Annotated in this window: 21 protein-coding genes; 10 read left to right on the top strand and 11 right to left on the bottom strand. The window is 62.8% G+C overall.

Going from position 1 to position 21,772, the window contains the following annotated elements; all coding sequences use genetic code 11:
* Positions 1-26: 26 nt before the first annotated feature.
* Positions 27-1,223, top strand: a complete 1,197-nt coding sequence (locus C483_RS04220) for a cystathionine gamma-synthase (RefSeq protein ID WP_006652113.1) — start codon at positions 27-29, stop codon at positions 1,221-1,223.
* Positions 1,224-1,286: 63 nt separating this feature from the next.
* On the opposite strand, the gene C483_RS04215 is transcribed toward C483_RS04220, so the two are convergent.
* The gene (locus C483_RS04215; RefSeq protein ID WP_006652112.1) at positions 1,287-2,414 is read right to left on the bottom strand and encodes a hypothetical protein; all 1,128 of its coding nucleotides are present in this window, start codon (positions 2,412-2,414) and stop codon (positions 1,287-1,289) included.
* 98 nt (positions 2,415-2,512) lie between these two features.
* Between C483_RS04215 and C483_RS04210 the strand changes: the two genes are divergently transcribed.
* Positions 2,513-3,211 (top strand): MBL fold metallo-hydrolase, encoded by a 699-nt coding sequence (locus C483_RS04210; RefSeq protein ID WP_006652111.1) that lies wholly within the window; start codon positions 2,513-2,515, stop codon positions 3,209-3,211.
* Between the two features lie 12 nt (positions 3,212-3,223).
* Here the strand turns inward: C483_RS04210 and C483_RS04205 are convergent, their stop codons facing one another.
* On the bottom strand, positions 3,224-4,408 hold the full coding sequence (locus tag C483_RS04205) for an RNA ligase (protein WP_006652110.1): 1,185 nt from the start codon (positions 4,406-4,408) through the stop codon (positions 3,224-3,226).
* Positions 4,409-4,518: 110 nt separating this feature from the next.
* On the opposite strand from C483_RS04205, the gene C483_RS04200 reads away from it, so the two are divergent.
* Together C483_RS04200 and C483_RS04195 are read left to right on the top strand one after the other, a co-directional pair.
* Entirely contained in the window at positions 4,519-5,001 is a 483-nt protein-coding gene (locus C483_RS04200) for a hypothetical protein (RefSeq protein WP_006652109.1), read from the top strand.
* Positions 5,002-5,201: 200 nt separating this feature from the next.
* Entirely contained in the window at positions 5,202-5,882 is a 681-nt protein-coding gene (locus tag C483_RS04195) for an RNA ligase partner protein (RefSeq protein ID WP_006652108.1), read from the top strand.
* Between the two features lie 64 nt (positions 5,883-5,946).
* Here the strand turns inward: C483_RS04195 and C483_RS04190 are convergent, their stop codons facing one another.
* Entirely contained in the window at positions 5,947-7,257 is a 1,311-nt protein-coding gene (locus C483_RS04190; protein ID WP_006652107.1) for an MFS transporter, read from the bottom strand.
* A gap of 276 nt (positions 7,258-7,533) precedes the next feature.
* On the opposite strand from C483_RS04190, the gene C483_RS04185 reads away from it, so the two are divergent.
* The 3 genes from C483_RS04185 (at position 7,534) to C483_RS04175 (ending at position 11,008) form a co-directional block, all read left to right on the top strand.
* Entirely contained in the window at positions 7,534-8,517 is a 984-nt protein-coding gene (locus C483_RS04185; RefSeq protein ID WP_049912415.1) for a Bug family tripartite tricarboxylate transporter substrate binding protein, read from the top strand.
* A gap of 179 nt (positions 8,518-8,696) precedes the next feature.
* Positions 8,697-9,503: a tripartite tricarboxylate transporter TctB family protein gene (locus tag C483_RS04180; protein ID WP_006652105.1), complete on the top strand. Its 807-nt coding sequence runs from the start codon at positions 8,697-8,699 to the stop codon at positions 9,501-9,503.
* Positions 9,500-11,008 carry a tripartite tricarboxylate transporter permease gene (locus tag C483_RS04175; protein WP_006652104.1) on the top strand — a complete coding sequence of 503 codons (1,509 nt, stop codon included), beginning with the start codon at positions 9,500-9,502 and terminating at the stop codon, positions 11,006-11,008. The genes C483_RS04180 and C483_RS04175 overlap by 4 nt, the downstream gene beginning before the upstream one ends.
* 284 nt (positions 11,009-11,292) lie before the next feature.
* On the opposite strand, the gene C483_RS04170 is transcribed toward C483_RS04175, so the two are convergent.
* From C483_RS04170 to C483_RS04160, 3 genes are all read right to left on the bottom strand, one after another.
* On the bottom strand, positions 11,293-11,559 hold the full coding sequence (locus tag C483_RS04170; RefSeq protein WP_006652103.1) for an elongation factor 1-beta: 267 nt from the start codon (positions 11,557-11,559) through the stop codon (positions 11,293-11,295).
* Positions 11,560-11,564: 5 nt separating this feature from the next.
* Positions 11,565-11,744: an HVO_2753 family zinc finger protein gene (locus C483_RS04165; protein ID WP_006165625.1), complete on the bottom strand. Its 180-nt coding sequence runs from the start codon at positions 11,742-11,744 to the stop codon at positions 11,565-11,567.
* A 223-nt stretch (positions 11,745-11,967) separates the two neighbouring features.
* Positions 11,968-13,299, bottom strand: coding sequence for a metallophosphoesterase (locus C483_RS04160; protein WP_006652102.1), 1,332 nt, complete (start codon positions 13,297-13,299; stop codon positions 11,968-11,970).
* A 316-nt stretch (positions 13,300-13,615) separates the two neighbouring features.
* On the opposite strand from C483_RS04160, the gene nreA reads away from it, so the two are divergent.
* Entirely contained in the window at positions 13,616-14,917 is a 1,302-nt protein-coding gene (nreA, locus tag C483_RS04155) for a DNA repair protein NreA (RefSeq protein WP_006652101.1), read from the top strand.
* A 29-nt stretch (positions 14,918-14,946) separates the two neighbouring features.
* Here the strand turns inward: nreA and C483_RS04150 are convergent, their stop codons facing one another.
* Positions 14,947-16,248, bottom strand: a complete 1,302-nt coding sequence (locus C483_RS04150; RefSeq protein WP_006652100.1) for a hypothetical protein — start codon at positions 16,246-16,248, stop codon at positions 14,947-14,949.
* A 427-nt stretch (positions 16,249-16,675) separates the two neighbouring features.
* Between C483_RS04150 and C483_RS20750 the strand changes: the two genes are divergently transcribed.
* The gene (locus tag C483_RS20750) at positions 16,676-17,134 is read left to right on the top strand and encodes a hypothetical protein (protein WP_006652099.1); all 459 of its coding nucleotides are present in this window, start codon (positions 16,676-16,678) and stop codon (positions 17,132-17,134) included.
* Positions 17,135-17,160: 26 nt separating this feature from the next.
* Here the strand turns inward: C483_RS20750 and C483_RS04140 are convergent, their stop codons facing one another.
* From C483_RS04140 to C483_RS04125, 4 genes are all read right to left on the bottom strand, one after another.
* On the bottom strand, positions 17,161-18,264 hold the full coding sequence (locus tag C483_RS04140) for an AI-2E family transporter (RefSeq protein WP_006652098.1): 1,104 nt from the start codon (positions 18,262-18,264) through the stop codon (positions 17,161-17,163).
* Positions 18,265-18,349: 85 nt separating this feature from the next.
* Positions 18,350-18,814 carry a DUF302 domain-containing protein gene (locus C483_RS04135; protein ID WP_006652097.1) on the bottom strand — a complete coding sequence of 155 codons (465 nt, stop codon included), beginning with the start codon at positions 18,812-18,814 and terminating at the stop codon, positions 18,350-18,352.
* 65 nt (positions 18,815-18,879) lie between these two features.
* Entirely contained in the window at positions 18,880-19,587 is a 708-nt protein-coding gene (locus C483_RS04130; RefSeq protein WP_006652096.1) for a CPBP family glutamic-type intramembrane protease, read from the bottom strand.
* 6 nt (positions 19,588-19,593) lie between these two features.
* Positions 19,594-19,878: a DUF5789 family protein gene (locus C483_RS04125; protein ID WP_004216974.1), complete on the bottom strand. Its 285-nt coding sequence runs from the start codon at positions 19,876-19,878 to the stop codon at positions 19,594-19,596.
* Positions 19,879-20,026: 148 nt separating this feature from the next.
* Between C483_RS04125 and C483_RS04120 the strand changes: the two genes are divergently transcribed.
* Positions 20,027-21,727: a thiamine pyrophosphate-binding protein gene (locus tag C483_RS04120; RefSeq protein ID WP_006652095.1), complete on the top strand. Its 1,701-nt coding sequence runs from the start codon at positions 20,027-20,029 to the stop codon at positions 21,725-21,727.
* Positions 21,728-21,772 lie beyond the last annotated feature (45 nt).

Here is a 21,772-nt window from a genome sequence, read left to right as displayed (position 1 = left end):
TCCGACCGCGCAACGCCTTGCTCTGTATGGACGACGACGCTGCTGCCAACGTCGACGCCGACACAGACCAGTTCCGGATCGAAACGCGCTCGATTCACGCCGGCCAGGAGCCCGACGAAGAGACTGGCGCGCTGATGACGCCGATCCACGCAAACTCGACGTACGAGCAGGACGCCCCGGGAGACCACCGCGGCTACGAGTACTCGCGAACCGGCAACCCAACCAGGTCTGACCTCGAGGCAAACCTCGCGAGCCTCGAGAACGCCGAGTACGGCCGCGCGTTCGCGAGTGGGATGGCCTCGATCAACACCGTTCTCAACCTGCTCGAGGCCGGCGACCACGTCGTCACGGGCAACGACGTCTACGGCGGCACCCACCGCATCTTCACGCAGGTGTACGAGGAGTACGACATCGAGTTCTCGTTCGTCGATATGACCGATCTCGACGCCATCGACGCGGCCTTCCAGGAGAACACGGAACTGCTCTGGCTCGAGACGCCGACGAATCCGCTCATGTCGATCGTCGATATCGCGGGTGCGGCGGACATCGCCCACGAGCACGACGCACTCTGTGCGATCGACAACACCTTCGCGACGCCGTACCTCCAGCAGCCACTCGACCTCGGCGCTGACATCGTCTCGCACTCGCTGACGAAGTACCTCGGCGGTCACTCGGATGTCGTCGGCGGTGCACTCCTCACGAACGACGAAGAACTGGACGAGCGCTTCGGTTTCTACCAGAACGCCGTCGGCGCGACGCCCGGTCCCTTCGAGAGCTTCCTCGTCCTCCGTGGCACCAAGACGCTTCCCGTCCGGATGGACCGCCACTGCGAGAACGCCCGCGCCATCGCGGCGTGGCTCGACGACCACCCCGACGTCGACCGCGTCTACTACCCCGGACTCGAGTCCCATCCTGGCCACGAGATCGCCAGCGAACAGATGGCCGATTTCGGCGGCATGCTGAGCTTCGAACTCGACGCCAGCCTGGAGGAGGCGAGCGAGGTCGTCTCGAACACCGAGGTATTCACGCTCGCGGAGAGTCTCGGCGGCGTCGAGAGCCTGATCGAACAGCCCGCGCCGATGACCCACGCCGCGATTCCGCGCGAGGAGCGCATCGAAGCGGGACTCACGGACGGCCTCGTCCGCGTCTCGGTCGGCATCGAGCACGTCGACGACCTGATCGGCGACCTCGAGCAGGCGATCGACGGCGCACTCGAGTCCTGACCTGCTGTCATCTGACTGCGGGGCACTCGAGTCCTGACGCCTCATTCCTACCCACCGTCCCAACTAGCGCACTGCGTTCCGTTTCCCGATGTGGGAACACAGAACGGTCTGGAGTCCGTCGAGGTAGGCTCCGAGGTCCACGCTCGCGAGCGTGTCGTCGAAGCGCGCCGCGTCGGCACACTCGACGTGCCAGCGGTCGAGGAAGTAAGCCTCGACGGAGGAGTCCTCGATCGCCTGGATGAGGGCGTCAACGTCTTTTGTTGGGGCTGGTTCTGCTCCCGTGTCTCGACCCGCGTCTGTCTTTGTGCCCGTGTCTGTCTGCGCCTCCGTGTCTTGATTCGTCTCTGTTTCACTACCTGGACTCGAGTACACCCCATCTAACGCGTCGCGTTCGATCACACCCGTTTCGACCGCGCGGATGACCACGCCCGAACTGTAGTCGCCCTCGGCGAGTTCGCGCCGCCAGGTCGCGAGCCAGTTCCCGATCCGGGCCATGCGCTGGGTTCTATCGAGCACCTGCCGGAGCGAAGCGAGCTCCGCCCGGTCGAACGTCGGCGCGTTCGCCAGATCAGTGAGGGCGTGGACGTACACCATCATATTGTACGAGTCGTAGGTCCACAGCTCCTGTTCTGAGACGAGATCCGGGTCGCGATTCGCGAGCAGCGAGTACTCGATGGCGTCGAACACCTGTCGCAGGTCGAACGTGAGGAGGTCGGCAAATTCGTCCGCACGCGGGCTCGCGTCGTACAGTTCCCGAAACCGACACCAGACGTCGATCGCGAGGTCGACCACCGGACCGTCGACCCCCGCGCGTTCTGCGTCGGCGCGCTGGCTGTCGAACGGGACGTTCGCTAGCTGTGCGAACGTGGCCCGGTCGTCGTGCAGTTCCGCAACATCGTCTGCGATCGTAATGAACAGCGTCGAGAGTAGTTTCGCCGTCCGAACTCTCGATCCATACTCGTCGGGGACACACGAGAGCCGAAACTCGGGAAACGCGCTGTAGAGCCAGCGCCAACTCGAGTACCCCCGATCCCCGAGGATTGCCTCGTAGCGTGCGAGAAGGTCGGTGTCGGTGACCGATTCGGGGACGGGATCCTGCTCTCGGTCCGTAATCGGATCCGTTTTGCTGTCGAGCGCGGGAACTGGTGGGACGAGCGGGGAGCGGTGTCCGATGGTGGACTCGTTCTCCATCGTATTTCCAATGGAAACTGTCCGTATTAGTTGCATCGCTGTCGTGCAGTGAGAGAACCCCGCAGAGCTATCGGGGCGGCGACCCATAGCCGCCACACATGGACACTGATGCCGGTTTGCACGCACTGCCGATCACAGTCGACTACGGCGGACAGGACCTCGCGATCACGCCCGCGGTCGTCGAAACCGAGCGCGGCCTCGTCCTGTTCGACGTCGGCCCCGCCGACTCCGGCGCGGTCGACGCCATCGAAACGCACCTGCGGGCACTCGAGTACGACCTCACGGACATCTGGCTGGTCGTGCTCACGCACCACGACGGTGATCACGCGGGCGCGCTTGCGAGATTACTCGAGCGCACCGACGCAGTGGTCGCGGCCCACCGCGAGGAGACGCCGTACGTGACGGGCGAGCGCGACCCGATCAAGGGTAGTGGCGACGACAGATATCCGCCGGTACCGGTCGATATCGAACTCGCTGGCGGCGTTCGCGTTCCGACGCTTGCCGGCCCGTTCGAGGTCGTCGAGACGCCGGGACACGCGCCGGGTCACGTCTCGCTTTACTTCCCCGACGGCGGGCTGCTGGTCGCCGGTGACGCGCTGGTCGCGGACGGTCCGGGAGAGGGTGCCGACCAACTTGCCGGTCCGAAACCGGAGTTTACGCCTGAGATGGAACAGGCACTCGAGTCTGTCGCGACGCTCGCCGACCTCAAGGTTGAACACACGCTCTGCTATCACGGCGGTTACGTTCCGGCAGGAGCGGATCGGATTCGCGAGATCGGAGAAACGGACCAACGCTGACAGCAACCGCCGCTACTCGCGGACGACGTGGCCATCGAGATAGTTCCGAATTGTGTCGTTAGAGGAGGGCGTCCGCTTACAGAACGTCACGACGCGGTCGCCGTCCTCGTGGGAGTCGTCTTCGATGTCGATCGTGAGACCCTGGCCGCGGAGGTGTTCGAAGAGCACGTCGATCGTCTTGTCGCTCGCACGGACAGTGTGGCGCTCGCCGAGGGCGTCGCCGTCCTCGACCGTCTGGATCGCCTCTCGCATCGAGCAGAGGATCGATTCACCGACTTCGTGTGCGCGCTCGCGAGCGACCTCGTCGTCTTCGCCCCACTCAACGGTCTGGAACCCCTCTCTGAGCAGTCGGCGGAACATGAACGCCTGGCCGTAGTCGAACGGGAGCGAGAACGCGTACGCGAGATCCGAGTTCGTCGACGACGAGGTCGTGTACTTGAGCAGCGTGTTTCCGTCGAGCGATTTTAGTATGACTCCCTCGCGGTCTTCGGCGTCGAGTTCGCGGATGATCTCCTGCACGCTCGCGGCCGCGCTGCCAACGTTGACGACCTCGAACAGTGGCGTTTGCGGGACGCCCAACGCCTCGTAGCGCTCGCGGCGCTCCTGAACTGGCAGTGGCTCGCCAGACTCCCGGTCACGCCAGTCGAACGCCCGGAACGCGATCGAGTCGACGCCGGGGTAGTCGTGTGCCGTATAGGGATTTTCGGGGCCGATTACCTCCCCGCAGACCAGTGTGTTGGGATGCTCCTCGAACAGGTCGTCAAGGTCGACCAGCCGTGTGAGCACGCGCGTCGTGAACGGGCAGACCATCCCGCTTCGGGAGAACGCGAGCTGTTTTCCGTCGATCCGGGCGACACGAACGTTGTAGCCGTTCAGCTTCTCTTCGACGGCGATCCGCTCGTGCTCGTCGAACTGTGTTGGAATGCCGGTCTCGAGTACCAGTGTTCCGGGCACCTTCGGAAAGCCCCGTACCATCTCGCCGTCGATCAGGACGGTCCCGCGCTCGACCCCGCGGCGGTAGTCCGGAACGTGACGGTACTCGAGTCCCTCGTAGTTTCGCTGCTGAAAATGGGGTTGGAGGCCGTCGAAGGCGGCCTCGCCGATGCCGAGCTGGCGGTGGTAGCTGGTGTCGTCACCCCTGTCGGAGGTGGATTCTGCCTCGGCGTCCGTGTCGGGAGTGTCGTCTGGTGGGCCCATCGGTGGGCGTACGACGAGTAGCGGAAAGAACCCCGACCCGCCGCTGTCCCCTCCCGACTCCGGTCGCCGAAACGGAATTCTCATCGGGCTGGCGTCCCAAACGAATGGTAATGCGAATCGAACTCCGCGTTTGCCAGCACTGTCTCGACGGCGATCACGCGACCGAGGAGAAGTCGAAGCTGTTGCAGGACATGGTGGCCTGCGCCGAGAAGATCAAAGAGCACAAACACGTCCTCGACCTCGACGCGGTCCACATCCGCCGCGTTCGAGATGACGAACCGGGCAAGCCGGAGGCGCTGCCGGTCGTCGCAGCGACCATCCAGAACAACCAGATCGTCCTCAACGACACCCAGCTCGTCGCGGAGGGACAGGACGGTAATATGCTGCTGTACGCGAACCCGAGCGACATCCTGACGGTGCTCGCGGGGAACATCGACGAGATCAGCAAGGCCGTCCACGAAGACGTGACCGTCGACCTCTCCGAGCGCGGCGCACAGATCGTCTCGCAGGCGGATCTTGGTGCCAAGGGACCGCAGGGAGGCGGGCAGGGCCAGGGCCAGGGACCGGGGCCGGGACCCTCGCCAGGGCCGTAATCTGACGCCTGCACCGGATACCTGACACCCGACGCCCGACGCCCGACGCCCGACGCCCGACGCCTGACGCCCGACGCCTGACGCCTGACGCCTGACGCCTGACGCCTGACGCCTGACGCCTGACGCCTGACGCAACTGGTCAACTCTCCTCGGCTGCACTCTCGACGTAGTTATTTCCTCCTTCGTCCCCTACACACCCCATGGCCACCTCCAGCGAGGCCTTCAAGCAACGATTCGTCCTCGACACCTCTCTCTTTCTCACCGAGGAGATCCGCCGCGAGGACGAGTCACTCGAGGACGCCATCCTGCGCCTCCTCGAGTTGATCGCCAACGCGCGGCTCAATCTGGGCATCTCGTGTTACATGCCGCCGACGATTCACGACGAGTTCACGACGATGCTCGCGGCTCGCGACGTGGACGACGAGGTGTACTCCCGGCTGCACACCTGGGTGATCCGCAAACATCCCGACCGCTATGCCGTGACGATCCCTGCAAACGTCGTCTACAGCTTCGTCGACGAAATGAGCGGCCGCGTCGACCGCGGGCTCCGGGTGTCAGAAAAGGCGGTTCGGCGCGCGGAGGACGCAGTCGACGAACCACTCGAGGACCACGAGTACAAGACGGAGATCGATGCCATCGTCTCGGATCTGCGCGAGAAGTACCGTACTGCGATGCGGACGGGAGTGCTCGACTCGCGCGAGGATTTCGACCTGCTGATTCTCGCGCGTGAACTCGACGCCGGCGTAGTCACCGAGGACAGGGGGATCATCGACTGGACGGAGGATTTCGGTCTCCGGTTCATTCGGGGTCGGGAGTTCCCGACGCTCCTAGAGCAGTATTTGACGGCGGTGGATCCGGAGACGCGCCGGACGATCGACTGATTTCGGTCGGTGTCCGCTGTCCGGTCCCGGTATCTGGCATTCGGCATCCGGTATCGCCACAGTCCTAGTTCGTCTCGGCTGGCGTGGCCGCGGGCGCATCCGTGCGTTGCTCGGCGAACAGGAGCCACAGCGAACACAGGAACGCGATGGCGACGGCACCGGCGAGGATTCCGAACGCGATGCGGTAGCCGAATTCGGTGTAGGCAACCGTGCCGTCGATGGTTTCGCCGGTCTGGTACTGGTCGAGCGCGAGCCCCATCACGGCGGGAAGCACGGTTGCGCCGACGAAGCCGGCGGTGTTGACGGTTGCCGTTGCGACGCCGCTCGCGCTAGCAGGGTAGCGCTCTTTGACGATCGAAAGCGAGAGCATAGCTGCCCCGGCCAATAGTCCACAACAAAAGTACGAGATGGCGACGAGATACAGGGGTGGCTGTCCGAATAGTGGAATCACGCTCAGTGCGACCGCGAAAAAGCCGAGTCCGATCGCCATCGGGAGTCGCCGCCGCGCGATGCGATCCGAAACCCAGCCGATGACTGGCGGGCCGACCAGCATTCCGACGGAGCCAAGCAGCGTGTAGTAGGAGGCCGTCGTTGTATCGACGCCGTAGACGACGACCAGATACGGGATTCCCCAGAGTCCGAGCAGGGTGAGGAGCGCACCGTTGCCCGCAAAGAAAACGATCGAGAGCAGCCACTGGACCCGGTCTTTCGCGAGCAGTCGAAGGTTCTGCCAGGTTTCTGTGAGCGAAATCGATGGCTGCTCGGGGACGCCGTCGATTGGTTCGAGTCCGGCGTCGGCGGGCGAACTCCGTGCGAGAGTGTACACTGCGCCGGCAGCGACCAGACCGACGGTCGCGAGGCCGAGGATGGTTGATCGCCAACCGACCGTGCCGACAGCGACGGCGAGCGGCGTCGTCGCGAGGATTGCGCCGAGTCCGGCAACACTTGCCGTCAATCCGGTCATCGTGGCGAACTCGTCCGCGCGATACCAGTTCGCACAGAATCGAAGAATCGAGACGAAGATGACGCCGCTGCCGAGTCCGATCAGGGCACGGGAGAGAAACGCCGCGAGGTAGCTGCTACTGAGCGCAAATCCGATCGCACCGACGCTGAGGACGACACCGCCGGCCGTTCCGACGTATCGCGGACCGACACGATCGGCGAGGACGCCGGTCGGAATCTGGATTAGTGCATAAATGAGGAAGAACGAGGCGTGGAGAGTGCCCAGTTGTGCGGCCGTCGTACCGAAGTCGACAGTCAACTGTTCGGAGAGGACGCCGGTCGAGAGTCGATGAAGATTGACGAGAAGGAACACCGTCGCGAGCGCACCCCACGCAAGCCAGCGACGGTTCGTCGGATCCGAGAGCAAATTCACGCCTACACACTCTCACAGGCACCGTCCAGTAAACGTTGCGCTGGCGGCAGTACAGTCGTATTGATAACACCGTTCCCAGATTGGACGGTCTCGTCCGGCTCTTGGTATCGTAGGTCGTGAGTGGTATGCCACCATAACACAATCGTGTGATTATTGGGCAAAAAGGAAGGGGAGTGTTCGTATCTATACGCAATTATCTTTCATCTGTGTTCGAGATACCTGTAACTCTTGCATAGGTGGCCACCCTTATCACCGTTTCAGCGGGTACGGTGGACTGTGAATCGACGACGTCTGCTGAAAGGAATTGGTGCAGCATCTACTGTCTCGCTTGCTGGCCTTGCTGGCTGTCTCGACAACGAGGAACTAACCTGGATGATTCCGTGGTCCGAGGGCGGTGGCACGGACACCTACGCCCGTCAGCTCGGCCCACTCATGGAAGAAGAGCTCGACGGCTCCGTCGTTATCGACAACCAGCCCGGTGCGGGAAGCCTCCGCGGCATCGAGTGGCTCCACAGCCAGGACGACGATGGAACCGTCTTCGGCACCGCGAACACACCGAGCTGGCAGTTCGGCTGGCGACTCGAGGGCATCGACGACTGGCATCCGTCTGACTTCGAACCGATCGCGTACTCCGGTGTCTTCGGCTACACGATCATCGTCAACGACGAACTCGGCGTCAGCGACTTCAGCGAACTGCAGGACGCCTACGCCGACGGCGAGGTCGACAACTTCGCTCATCAGGGAACTGGCCACGACAGCCACGTCATTTCCTACCTGCTTCGCGACGAGTACGACCTCGAGTGGGAGACAGCCGTCGCCTACGACGGCGGTGGCGAAGTCAACGAAGCCGTCATCTCCGGCGAAACGCCGGTCGGCATCGCAACGAACACCTCCGCTGCCGACGCCGTCGACTCCGGCAACGTCAGCGCCATCGTCAACCTGATGGACACCGATATCGACGCCTTCCCGGAGATCGACCAGATCACCAACTACGGCGACAGTCTCGCGTACATCTCCGAATTCAGACAGACCCAGATCGCGCCACCTGGCACCCCGGAAGACGTTCGCCAGGACCTCGCCGACGCCATCGAGTACGCTGCAACCCACGACGAGGCCCAGGAGTGGGCCGAAGAAACCGGCAACGTACTCGAGTACGGCGACATAGATGCGGCGGCCGACGACCTCGATGGCGCACTCGACGACCTCGAAGAGAACGTCGACTTCGAGGCGTTCGAAGAGCGAATCGACGAAGACGCATAACCTGCCGTGGTCGCTCACAGTCGCTGGTTTGGTGGGGTGTCTGCGGGTGTGAGTAGTGTGAGTGGTGGAAGTAGAGTATGCGGCGGAAATGGCGTGTGTAGTGTACGTGCGTGAATAGCGTGAGTGACGTAGGATACCCCCGTACCAGCAGCAACCGACAACCCAGAAAATCACAACCGATGGACGACACAGATACCGTTGGCGAGACCGTTTCACGCAGAGCCCGAGAGGGGTTCGAGACGGTCACGACCCGACTCAGTGACGCGGGCGAAGTCGTGTTCCGCGAACGGGGGACGATGGAGCACGTGTTGTTGCTCTGTTTCCTCGTCGCTGCGAGTTACATGTTCTGGGGAGCCAGCGAGTTTACCGCGAGTGCGGCGACGTTTCCCCGGCTAACGGCGGGAGCGACGATCGTACTCTCGCTCTTGCTCCTCGGACGAAACTATCTTCCGGGTCCGCTCCGGCGATTCGTCGCCGAGCCGGCACAGTTACTCGGCGGTGACGAGGACGACGGCGACGCTGACGACCAGCCAACCGAGGAGACGACCGCAGGTGCCTACACGTACGACATCGACGATCCGTGGGGTCCCGCTGTCACCGCGGGACTGTGTGTGCTGTATCTCGGCCTGACGTTCACGATCGGGATGCTGTACGCAACGCCGATTTTCGTCGCCCTCTTTGCATGGTGGGCGGGGATCGACCGACGGCGATCCGCCGCACTCGTCGGCGTCGGCTTTCTCACCGCGCTCGTGTTCTACCTCGTCATTGCGCCGGAAATCGCAGTTGGCTGGTACACCGGCTGGGAACCACCGGCACCGCTGTTCGTCGGCGGGGGAGACACCAGTACCAGTGCATTGGCCACACTCACTGTGCTCTCTGGCATCGGTGGCGATCGGACAAAGTACGAAACAACCCGTTCGAGCGGCACTCCCGCTGACCGCGAGGGGACCACTCCCCGTGAGCACGGGGTGACCCCGAACCCATGACAGTCGAGTCACTGTTCGGGGCACTCGAGACACTGCTCACGTTCGAGACGATGATCTGGGTGATCATCGGCGTTCTGCTGGGGATCATCGTCGGCGCGTTGCCGGGGCTTGGACCGCCGCTCGGGATGGCGATTATCCTGCCGATGACGGCACCGCTATCGCCGGAAAACGCGATTATCCTCCTGATCGGGATCTACAGCGGCTCGATGTACGGCGGATCGATCGCGGCGATCCTCATCAATACGCCTGGGGTGTCGTCCTCGGCGGCGACGATGTTCGACGGCTACCCCATGTCGAAACAGGGGAGAGCAGCCACAGCGCTGTCGATCTCGGCGACAGCGTCGACGATCGCCGGGCTGTTCACCATCACGGCGCTGATCCTGTTCTCGCCGTTCCTCGTCGAAATCGTGCTGGCTGTCGGTTCGCCAGAGCGGTTCCTCGTCGCCGTGCTCGGTCTGGCGATGATCACCGTCGTCACCCGTGGCTCGATGGCGAAAGGACTGCTCGCCGGTGTCGCCGGCCTGCTCGTAACGACTGTCGGGTCGGCCCCGATGAGTCTCGACAACCGATACACGGAATCGATGCTGCTGTACGATGGAATCGACTTCGTCGCCGTCCTCATCGGATTGTTCGCGATCGCGGAGATGATGAAACTCGCCGGGCAGACGGGCGGTATCGCCGATCAGGCGGTCGACATCGGTGGCGGTATCATCGACGGCGTAGTCGAGACAGTCAAGCGTCCGCTCACGGTGTTCAAATCGAGCATGATCGGGATGATCGTCGGTTCCATTCCCGGTGCCGGCTCAACGGTCTCGAACTTCGTCGCCTACTCCGAGGCCGTCCGCAGTTCGGACGACCCTGATTCCTTCGGCTCCGGTAACGAGACCGGTGTCGTCGCCTCGGAAGCGTCGAACAACGGCACCGTCGCGGGCTCGCTCATTCCTGCAATCTCCTTTGGTATTCCCGGAAGTTCTTCGACGGCCGTCCTCATCGCCGGTCTGCTCATGCACAACCTGCGACCCGGCCAGAGTATGTTCGATCCGAGTGGCGAGCTCGCGTTGACCTACACAATGTTGCTCGCGTTGCTGGTCGGGAACGTCATTATCCTCCTCGTCGGGCTCACGCTGGTTACCCGACTCGGCGTCCTGACCCGAATCGACACGAACTACCTCATCCCGATGGTCGTCGTCCTCTCGTTCCTCGGGACGTACGCCCTCGACTCGAACCCCATCGACGTCGTGACGATCATCGTCTTCGGTGTGATCGGCTTCTACATGGTGCGGTACAACTACTCCGTGATCGCGTTCGTTCTCGGGGTGGTTCTCGGTAGCATCGCCGAGGAGAACCTCTACACCTCGCTGCAGATCTCCGATGGCTCGTACATGATCTTCCTCAACCCGATCGAGTACGGCTGGCTCTCACCGCTGCTCGTGGTCGCAATCGTCGCGATCCTGTTCGGGCCGTTCCTGAAGGGCCGACTCGATGCGTACCGAGAATCGGCCTGACTCGTCACTTTTTCAGTCTCTTCGAATCGGCCCGCGCTGGATCGATGGTACTCGAGTACGTTCCGAGCTACTTCGAGTACGGTCCGAGTTTCCGAGTCCACTGTCTGCACTAGCGGTGGGTGATGGTGTGGCAGAAGTGCGAACAGGTCTGGGAGCCACGACGATGTGCTATCAAACACGGTCCGCTACACAACGCGATCAGCTACCCGACGCAGCCAAGCGATCAGAGCAGTCGCTCACGACCAGTTACAGCAACACGGATCGAAAATCGATTCGGATCCGAGTTAGATACGGCCGACGTTCTCGACGCCGACACTCTCGACGCCGTCGACGTCATCGAAGTTCTCTTCGACGGTTTCCGTGCCGCCGGAGCCGTCAGGGACGATCACGGTCGGGTAGAGTGCAACGAGACCGAACGCGACTTCTTCGCGCTCGACGCCGTTGATCTTTGCACCCTCAGGGAGTGCGCTCTCGAGGCGCTCCTGGAGTGCGTCCAGGTCGATTTCTGGGCTGTCCGGCATGACCTTGATTTTGGCAGCAACTTTTCCCATTGGTATCAAGGTCCGGTGAATCCGCACTCGTTGCACTCATAGAGGTTGCTCTGCTTGCGGCATTTGGCACAGCGGTAAATCTGCTTGCCACACTCCGGGCACTTGAACGCCGCGGCGTTCGTGCCGGCGATATTGATTCCGCAGGAAACGCAGGATCGTGCCTGCTGATCGTCCGTCGTACTCATACCCCTTCCTTTCCGCCCGCCGTTTTTAACGGTTGTCTTTTGCGCGTTCCTGGTGTGTGTCTGCGACACGTACGTCCACGACACGTACGACAGCCACAACACTCGCAACTCCCGCAACTCCTGCAACTCCCGAAACACTCGCAATACGCCGCCGTTCGTCGCTGCTCGCCACCGCTCGCTACCGATCGCCACCGCTCACAATGTCGGCATACCAGAATCCTGCTCACTCACCCCAATCGATCGTCGTCCCCGACTCCGTCACGTGCGCCCGGTCGGGGTACTCGAGTACCGGCGCGCGACCCAGTGTCAGCAGTCGCTCGAGGAGAGTCATCTCGTCTGCGGCGGGGCTTGGCTTGTCAGCAGGCTCGTACGCGACGACGAGTCCGCCGTCGTCGGCAACCGATATGCGGACGATACACAGGTGGTACGACGGGTAGTAGACTGGCGGGAGGAGGCCGGCGACGACGTCCCGGCGGTGGAGTCGTTTCAGCCACGTGCCAGTGTTGACGAGCAGGCGGTCGTCGACGACGGACATCATCGGCCGATGGGTGTGCCCGTAACAGAAAACAGCGGTGTCCGGTCGTTCGTCGAAGACGTCTCGTGCGGCCTTCCGGTACGGTTCGTCCGGGTCGACGGTGAGGTCGGTTTCGCGGATGCCGAACCGGTCGATGGTTGCACTGAGGTCGCGGAGCACGAGATAGACGGGGATGCTCGCGAGGAGTAAGATACCGACCACGACGGCGTTCGCGACGAGCAGGAAGTGGACCGCTTCACCGACGAACCCCAGTTGTGTGAGGAGATCATCCGTCACTTCGACTGGCATTGTCCAGATCCCCGCGACATCGAGCGCTGCGAGGAGGGTAATAACGACGCTGACGTTGAACAGCAGGAGAACTGGTACCAAGGCGTATCGAAGCGTCGGCCTCATCTCACGGTAGAAGTATTTCGAGAGGAGCCAGCGGGGTACGCGTTCGGTTGGCGTCACCGCCTGAACGTCCTTGAGCCAGTTGTACCGGCCGCGGTCAGAAAGTCGTCCCGCTCGACTCGTCACCAGCGTATTGTAGTAGTAGCCGAGCGGTTTCTCGTAGGGATTGCCGAAATCCTCGAACCGATTGTTAGGATCCTGCCGATGGCCGTGTTCGAAGTGAATCGTCCGGTCGCCGAGCGGTCGGGTTAGCGATTCGGCTCGAACGAGTCTGACGTTGTATTCGGCTAGCAGGCGTTCGTACTCCTCGTATGCGGCGAGTTCGGTGTCGTGATTGCCTGGAAGCAGCGTAATCGAAATTTCAGCACCCGTAGCACGGAGCTGTTCGAACAGGTTCGGATAGCGTTCGACCAGTGTGTCAAACTTTGCGACACCCTGGGATTCCGTGAACTCCCAGAGGCCGAATAGGTCCCCGTTGATCACGAGCTCTACGGGTTCGGCAGTCGTTTCGAGCCGGCGAAGGAACGCGAGCAGTTCGGGAAGAAAATCGATGTCACCCAGCTGTTCGTCGCCGCCGATGTGGAGGTCACTGATGACGTAGTACACCGGCTCTTCGCCGTCAGCTCCCATGCAGTCCTGTTCGTGTGCAACCACAATAACTGCCTGTGCTGTCCTGAATCCGGCTCTGTCTGTCGGACCACCGCTGCGTGCCGGAGTTTCTCACCCAGAAAACGCCCAGCCGTCTATTTTATACCCCACGCCGAATCATCGGATGCGGCCTGGTGCCACACTCTGCCGAAACCGATCCAACACCGGTTTCGGCGTGCCCGATGGGTGGTGGAGTGCCTGGCCGTGCCTCTGACATTTCGCTGGGGACGCGCACCGCCTGCCCGCGGAGCGCCGTGCAACTCAACATTCAAACCCCAGCCACCCCTACAGTGAGTGAATGCGCCTCGACGACTATATCGAGGAACTCGAACCCGACGAGGAAGCCGAGCGACGGCGCCTCGCAAAGGAAAAATCCTACGCGATCACGGACCATCTCGAGGAGTTCGAACGCCGCTTCGACGACGCGCTGAGCGGCGACACTCTCGTCGGCTCGACTGCCCCCTCCATCTTCGTCGGTCGATCGAACTACCCCGACATTCCGATCGGCGTGCTCTCTCCGGTCGGCGACGAGGACGACGCCGAGGAGTACGTCACCGACGGCAACTGGTACCAGCAGGGGTACGCCATCGACGACGTACTCCAGCGCCGCACCGGCTTACTGAACTCCAACAAGCGCGCGAACGTCGACTCACCCTCCATTGCGAGCCGTCTCACGCCCTCCGTTCACGACACCTGGGACGGCTTCGTCGGCGTCCAGCGCGAGGTCGCCATCGCCGGCAACCCGGTCGACCTCGAGATCGGTCTCGACGACACGCCCGACCTCGGACTCGACGCGGGGACCGACGTCGCAACGCCGCGCGGTCCGCGAGCCAACGCCCGGAACGCAGAGCTCCGGGAGAACCCATACGTCCCGAAGCCGGTCAAGAAAACCCTAGAGGACGACGACTGGCAGGCACAGGGCGCGATGACCTATCTCTACCGGCGCGGCTTCGACGTCTACGAGATCAACTCGATTCTGTCGGCCGGCGCACTCGGTGAGGCCAAGCAGCGCCGCCTCGTCCCCACCCGCTGGTCGATCACTGCAGTCGACGACACTGTCAGCCAGTTCCTTCGCGGCCGCATCCGCACCGAACAGAGCATCGACGAGGTCCAGGTCTGGGCCAACGAGTACATGGGCAACCGCTACTGGGTCGTCCTCGCACCCGGCACCTGGGAGTTCGAACTCGTCGAAATGAAAGCCCCTGGCAGCATCTGGAATCCAAATAGCGACGGCGACATCTGGCTCCAGAGCGCCAGCGAGGGCTACGAGGGCCGCACCAGCTACGTCGAGGAAACCGCCGGTGCCTACTATGCGGCACGATTGGGTGTACTCGAGTACCTCGAGTCGATCGGCCGGCAGGCGAAGTGTCTGGTTCTCCGGGAGGTGTCGGACGACTACTGGGCACCCGTTGGCGTCTGGCAGGTTCGAGAGAGTGTGCGAAACGCCTTCGACGGCCAGTACGGCGAGGCGGAGACGTTCCACGAGGCGATCGGCGAGATTGCGACGCAGCTGCCGGTGTCCCACGCGCGTTTACAGCGCAAATCGGAGCTTGCGGCGGGGTTGCAGACGAATTTGAACGCGTTTTCCCAGGGCGACTGACGCGGGATTCACTGCTGGCTTGCGGTGGCTCAGATGTAGCCAAACAGTGGCATCGCGAGTCCGACGATCCATCCCAGCATCCCGATACCGAAAAGCACTGCACCCTCAGCATCACTGCGAGCGGAGCCAGCAGCGAGCAGCCCGAGTGCGAACATCAATCCGAGTCGGTGCAGCAACAACTGAAGCGGCAGCGTCGTGATCCCGATGCCGACGATATCCAGGACGAATCCCAGCCCGAGGCCGACGATCGTGAATGTGAACGCTGACTGGGGTTCGAGCGGCCGCCCGAGCCAACTCGCGATACGCTGGAGTCTGAGGAATCGAGTTGCTCGCTCGAGTGGCTGCGTGAGTACGATCGTCACCACCGGTAAGCCGACCACCAGCGCCGGATACAGCACGCCGACGAACGCCTGCGGCGTGATCCACGGCACCGCCGCTTCCACGGCGAGGCCAGCAGCCCGAACGCCGACCACAAGTCCAGTGAGTGCGCCGACGAGGACGAAGCCGCGACTGTTCCGGTAGGCCCACCTGAGCATCGTTCGCGTCCCGCGAACGATTCCACGCGTTGTTTCGCCGCCGATCAGACCAAGCAGGCCACCGATGCCGAAGAGAAGTCCCGCTACGGTGGGACCGATGGCCGCCAACTCGACGACCGAGACCCACCCGTCGTTCCAGCCCTGGTGGGTCCCGTGATACTCGCGTCGAACCTCCTCGACGTACGGCTCGTCGAGAAACTCCGCCTCGAGTGCGTTCTGTGATCCCTGAATATCGGTCACTGAGTGTCGAAGCCGGAACAGGTCGAAGTACTCCTCGTGGACCTGCATCACAGTCCACTCGTCCTGCTCCGTCGTGTACGCCCGGATGTGATACCGACTTCCGAGGTACGTGCCCGTGTGAAGCTGGTAACTCTCCTCGATCCAGACAGGCTGGCCGCCGTGGGGTTCGGTATCGACGTAGGTGTACCGCGTCGAGCCGTGAGCGTCGTCCCACCGGATCGAGTCGTCGGCGTCCTCGTACATCTCCGGTTCCTCTTCTGCCTCGAGATCGAGCTCTTCCCACTCGAGTTCCTCCTGGTCAACGAGCGTTTGTTGGACCTGCTCGTCGGGGCCGTGGACGATGAGGTTGATCGCGAGGGTTCGTTCGTCGATGGAGCGGTCGCGACTGGTATAGGGCCAGACGTAGCTGCCGTTCTCTGCGGGTTGGACTAACTGGTCTCGATCGATCGTCTCGGGGTCGTCTGGATCGCCCGTCGGGTCGATGATCCCGCCGGCGATCAGGTAGCTGGCGGCGAGCACGAGGAGGCCGATGAGCAGGAGATGGCGGCGGTTCATCGGGGGTGTTGATTGCGGTTGTGGGTGTGGCTCTGGCTGTGACTGTGACTGTGGGTGTGGTTGCGATTGCGATTGTGGATCTGATTCTGATACTGTTGCTGATGCCGTCTGGCAACAGTGTCGAAACAGTTAGTGTTGCGCTGTAGGGTGATTATGTCGGTGGTGAGGCACGTGTGCAAGCAGCTAGCAGCCCAATTGCGTGCCGGCACGAACCGCCATCTCATTCCTTGCCCTACTAACTCGTCCTCGCGTATGTATGTGGGTGCTTGCAGGGGAGCGCCTGGAAGACACGCACTTGCGGGAGCGAATTCCCAGCATCACGGACTTCCACCGATGCTCGTCAGCGCGTGTTCAGTGAGTCATCGAACGCCAGGGCAGGCGCATACACAGGGGAACGCCTTTGCCGGAACGGTGACTCCACTGCAGTATGGTTGCGCTTCCAGTCACGCTCACGTCTTCGTTTTCGTCTCTCTTCGCGTCCGTACTGACAGTGATTCCTGCGAACATTCTTGCACCCGCATCACTCCCGTCCGACCTCGGGACGATCCTGGCGGCGCTTTTCATGCTCTTTGGCGTCCCGCTGATCCTCTTTGCGCTCATCTTTCTCTATACGGGGTACGTGAGGTACGACGCCGAGCAGTATCTCGACGAACTCGAGGAACTCGAGGGTGAGGGGAGTGTGGACGGTGTAGAGAGTGCAGAGGGCGCGGAGGACACGGAGCGTACTGAGGGCGCAGAGAACGAGTGGAGCCATGGGAGCGCAAAGAGCGGAAGGAACGAGCGAGACGACGAGAGCGGGCAGCGTGACGACAACCGTGACACGTCCGCGGCCGATCGGACCGACCGCGAGAACGAACCCAGCAGCCAGGATCCGGACCACCGCTGATCGGTCAGACGAGCCTCCCTGGTGCGTCAGTCGGTTGCCTCTGGGGTCGTTGCACCTGACCCGGTCGGCTTGGCTCCGGACGACTGTGCGTCATCGGTGTCGCTGTATTGCCCCACCGATAGCGACGTTTTGTTGAACACGTTCAGTCCCGCTTTGAACACGGCAAGCAGGACCGGGCCGAGGAATAGCCCCATGATGCCGAGCAGGTAGATCCCGCCGATGACACCGACGATAACCACCGCAGGATGGAGCCCGGAACCGCGGTCGACGACGTACGCCCGGAGGTAGTTATCAACCAGCGAGAGGACCGTAATTCCGTAGAGCAACAGCGCGACCGCACTCACCGGACTCGCGGTCATCAGCAGGTAGCCCACCGCGGGCCCCCAGACGAGCCAGACGCCGATCGCCGGCAGGAAGGAGACGATGATCATGATCACCGTCCAGAAGGCGACGTTCGGCACGCCGAGCAGGTAGAAGCCGAGTCCACCGAGCAATCCCTCGATCACCGCGACGAGCACGTGACTCTTGATCACCGCCCAGGTCACGACGTTGATCTCGGTGAATAGCTCCTCACGAATGTGGTCTTTGAGCGGGACGACATCGCGCAGCCAGGCGAGGAAGGTGTCGCCGTCAGCGAGCAGGTAATACAGCAAGAAGATGAACACGAGCAGCCCGATTCCCATCTCGATCCCGCGGTTGAGGAGGCCAACGAGTTCGAACAGGGCTAACTCGAGTGCACCCGCGACCGAGTCTTCGAGTTCCTCGACGACGGCAGTTTCGAGTGACTGAATCTGTTCGGTGTCGATACCGAAGTCGTCCTCTGCGATCGTTCGGAGCTCCTCGATAGAGCCAGCGGCGTCGAAGCCGACGAGAAACGAGACGACGGTATCGAGAACGATCAGAGAAACGAGCAAGAGGGGGACAATCGCGCCGACGATTGCGACAACAGTCAACAGGAGTGCACTGGGTCGCGTTCCGAGTCTGGGTTCGAGTCGCTCATAGGCCGGATAGAGGATGAACGCGAGGAGCGCAGCACCCATCACGTACTGGAGCAGCGGTGCGACCATCAGGGCAGCAATTGCGGCGAGGACGAGGAGGAGGAGGGCGAAGGCGGCGGTTCGAACGTCCATGGGGCTACGTGATGCGTCTGACACGTAAGTCTTGGTATTTTGTGACTGATGGACAATAGATGAAAACGTAGGCTGGCAGTGCGAATTACGCCGAGACGGCGGCGTCAGCGGACTCGAGTTCCTCGAACAGTGTCTCGGTGAGTTCGCCGGTTTCGTCGAGAATCTCGTCCCAGGCCTCGTTGTCCGGTGCGGTGCCGAGCAACCGCGCGATCTTCATAATCGAGACGTGGTAGACGCGCTGGCGCCCCGGCTCCTCCTCCCAGACGATCACGTTGCAGGGGAACAGCCCACCGATCCGTTTGGTCTCGTCGAGTGCCTTATTCGCAATCTCGGGGTTGCAGGCACCGAGCACGTAGTACGGATCGCGGTCCGCATCGACCTTCTCGTTCAGCAGTTCGGAGGGCGAGAACTCGACGGGAATCCCGAAGCCACAGTCAGTACAGACCTCACGGACGAACTCGACTGCCTCCTCGTGATCCATCTCGAGTACGGCCTGTTTTTCGCCGTACGCGTCCGGGTCGATCGTCGCGGGGTCGACGGGGAGTGACATACAGTCGATTCGCACTCGGCGATGAAAAGCAGTTGGGTCGACGAGGGTCTGGGAAGCAGGCCACGTTACAGCGGGATGGGTGACCACTCGAGTACCCCGAGGAACAGCCCCGGATCGAACAGCGGGTCGTGGAGGACGAGCCAGTCGAGGAGGACGAGGCCGACCCCGTGGGCGATGACGGAGGGGAGGATCGAGTTCGATTTGTAGTCGACTGCGCCGAAGAGGACGTCTGTCGGCCCCGACAGGAGGAACTCGATCGGTGGCTTCGAGGCGTGGTGGATCATGTAGACGATGGGGCTGATGAACACCGCCTTGAAGCCGATATCCTTGACGCCGACACAGAGCAGGCCGCGGTAGTAGGTTTCGGCGGCGAGCGCGAGCATGAACAGCTGAAACGCGTGCGGGATGAACTCGCCGGGCGCGGTCGAAGTTTCCCACATCGGATAGAACTCGCGAATCGTCGGCAGCGTCGAACCGACGAGGTAGAAGGGGAGGACGAACATCGAGAGCAAGACCGCGTTGCGGACGGCGACGCGGTTGATATTCCAGCCGATGTGGCGGCCATGTGTCAGACCGAGCGTGAGCGGGCCGCCGATCAACAGGATACTGTCGACGACGACGCGGCGGTCGAGCTCGCCGGGGACGTAGTGCATCCACAGCAGCGTGAGCACCGCGCCGGTCAGCAGCGATTTCTGAAACCAGGAGAGGCGATCCGTCTGGTCGCGAACCCAGCCGAGCAGGCCGGCAACGGGCCGGTCGTCCTCGGTCGCCACGAGTCGTTACTCGTCCGCGGTCGGGACCGGACCGGTTCCGATCACGTCGCGCACGTGGGACTCGAACTCCTGACGACGCTGGAAGTAGGTCTCGTCGACCGACTCGAGTACCGTCGAGAGTTCGACCGGGCCCTCGGGCGTGCGGATGACGCTGTCACCTTCCATGCGGTCGACCTCGCTGCGTTCTTTCGGCCAGGTCAGTCGCGAACTCACGCGAGCGAGGGGTGCGCCCTCAACGGGTACGTGCTCGCCGAGTTCGACGGCCGGCTCGGAATCGTCCTCGTCACTCATGGCCGGAGGTTTGCAAGCGCGTTGATTCAAGGTTTCGCTTCCACGCGCCGTTCGGGAAGCCGCTCGTGACCCCGCATTGTGACCCCGCAGAGATACGTCAGGCCATCCGTGATATCCCTATAAGGAACTGCCATCGAGAGATAGCGCTATGGTAGCGACGGGTGCTGATCTCTTCATCGACAGTCTCGAATCGTACGGCGTCACGACCCTGTTCGGCAATCCCGGTACCACCGAACTCCCGCTCATGCAGTCGCTCGTCGAGAGTGAACTCGAGTACGTACTCGGCTTGCACGAGGACGTTGCGGTGGGAGCGGCGGCGGGGTATGCAATGCGGCGGCGGCATCACGCGAACGAATCGGCAACTGGTACTGATGATCGCGATGCCGGCAACGTGCTCCCGCTCGGTGTCGCGAACCTCCACCTTGCCGGCGGATTGGCACACGGGCTGGGGAACCTCTACAACGCGGATGTCTCGGGCGCGCCGCTGCTGGTCACGTCGGGAACCCACAGCCGGGACTACCAGCAGGAGGAGCCGATCCTCAGCGGCGACCTCGTCGAGATGGCCGAGCCGTTCACGAAGTGGAGCGCCGAGGTGAAACACGTCGACGCGCTGCCGACGATGGTTCGTCGGGCCGTCCGAACCGCGCTGACGCCGCCGACGGGGCCTGTTTTCCTTGCCATTCCCGTCGACGTGCAGACGGAGGAGACGACAGCCTCACCGGAGCCGCTCGGTCGGATTCCGACGGCGGGCCGCGGTGACGAGGCGGCGATTCAGGAGGCAGCCGCAGCCCTCGCCGACGCCGACGAACCCGTCTTCGTCCTCGGCGACGAGATCGGGCGCAGCGGCCCGGCAGCGGTCGAGGCCGCAGTCGACCTCGCCGAAGCAGCAGGGGCGCGCGTCCACAACGAAATCCTCGCCTACGAGGCGAACTTCTCGACGGATCACGACCAGTGGCAGGGCGCACTCTCGACGAAAGCGCCCGGCTCGGCCGCCGCAATGGACACCGACACGCTCGTCTTCGTCGGCTGTTCGACGAACACGACAGTGACGCGGCCGACGACTCAACTCGTGCCCGACGAGGCAACGCGGATCCACATCTCGCCCGACGCGTGGGAACTCGGCAAGCACGCGCCCGCAGAGACTGCGGTGATCGGCGACCCCACAGCGGTCCTTTCGGATCTCGCCGATCGTGTCAGCGACGCTGTCGACGACGGCGAACGCGAGCGGCGACTCGAGTCCGTCCGCGACTGGGCGAACGCACACGACACCGAGCCGGCCCCCGAGACGATCGACGGTCTGCTGACGAAGGCAGGGCTCGCTCGGGCGTTCGACAGCGTCGCACCGGATGCACTCGTGGTCAGCGAGGCCATCACCGCGTCGCCGCCGCTGTTCGACGAGTTCGAGTTCGAGGCCAACCAGTTGCTGGGCACGAAAGGCGGTGGTCTCGGCTACGGACTGCCGGCCAGCGTGGGCGCTGCGGTCGCAGAGCAGGAAGCCGGCGGCGACCGCTCGGTGCTCGGCTACGTCGGCGACGGCTCGTACCTGTACTACCCACAGACGCTGTACACGGCGGTGCGAAACGACCTCGACCTCACCGTCGTCGTTCCCGACAACCGCAACTACCGGATCCTGAAAGAGAACACGGCGAACCTGCTCGGCGGCGACCCCGACGAGTACGAGTACGAGGGTTTCGACTTCGAGCCGCCCGTCGACATCGCAGCGAGCGCCGCCGCCCACGGTGCGACGGGAGTGACCGTCGAAGAGCCGGGGGCACTCGAGTCGGTACTCGAAGAGGCACTGACGACGGCGGGACCTGCGGTTGTCGACGTCCCGGTGACTGACGAGTAGTCATCGACCGGCTGTCAACGGTGGTGATACTCTTCTGGCGCTGAC

Source organism: Natrialba hulunbeirensis JCM 10989, assembly GCF_000337575.1.
GTDB classification, from domain to species: domain Archaea; phylum Halobacteriota; class Halobacteria; order Halobacteriales; family Natrialbaceae; genus Natrialba; species Natrialba hulunbeirensis.
The sequence above is the reverse complement of the archived record's forward strand: the minus strand, read 5'-3'. Positions and strand labels throughout refer to the sequence as shown.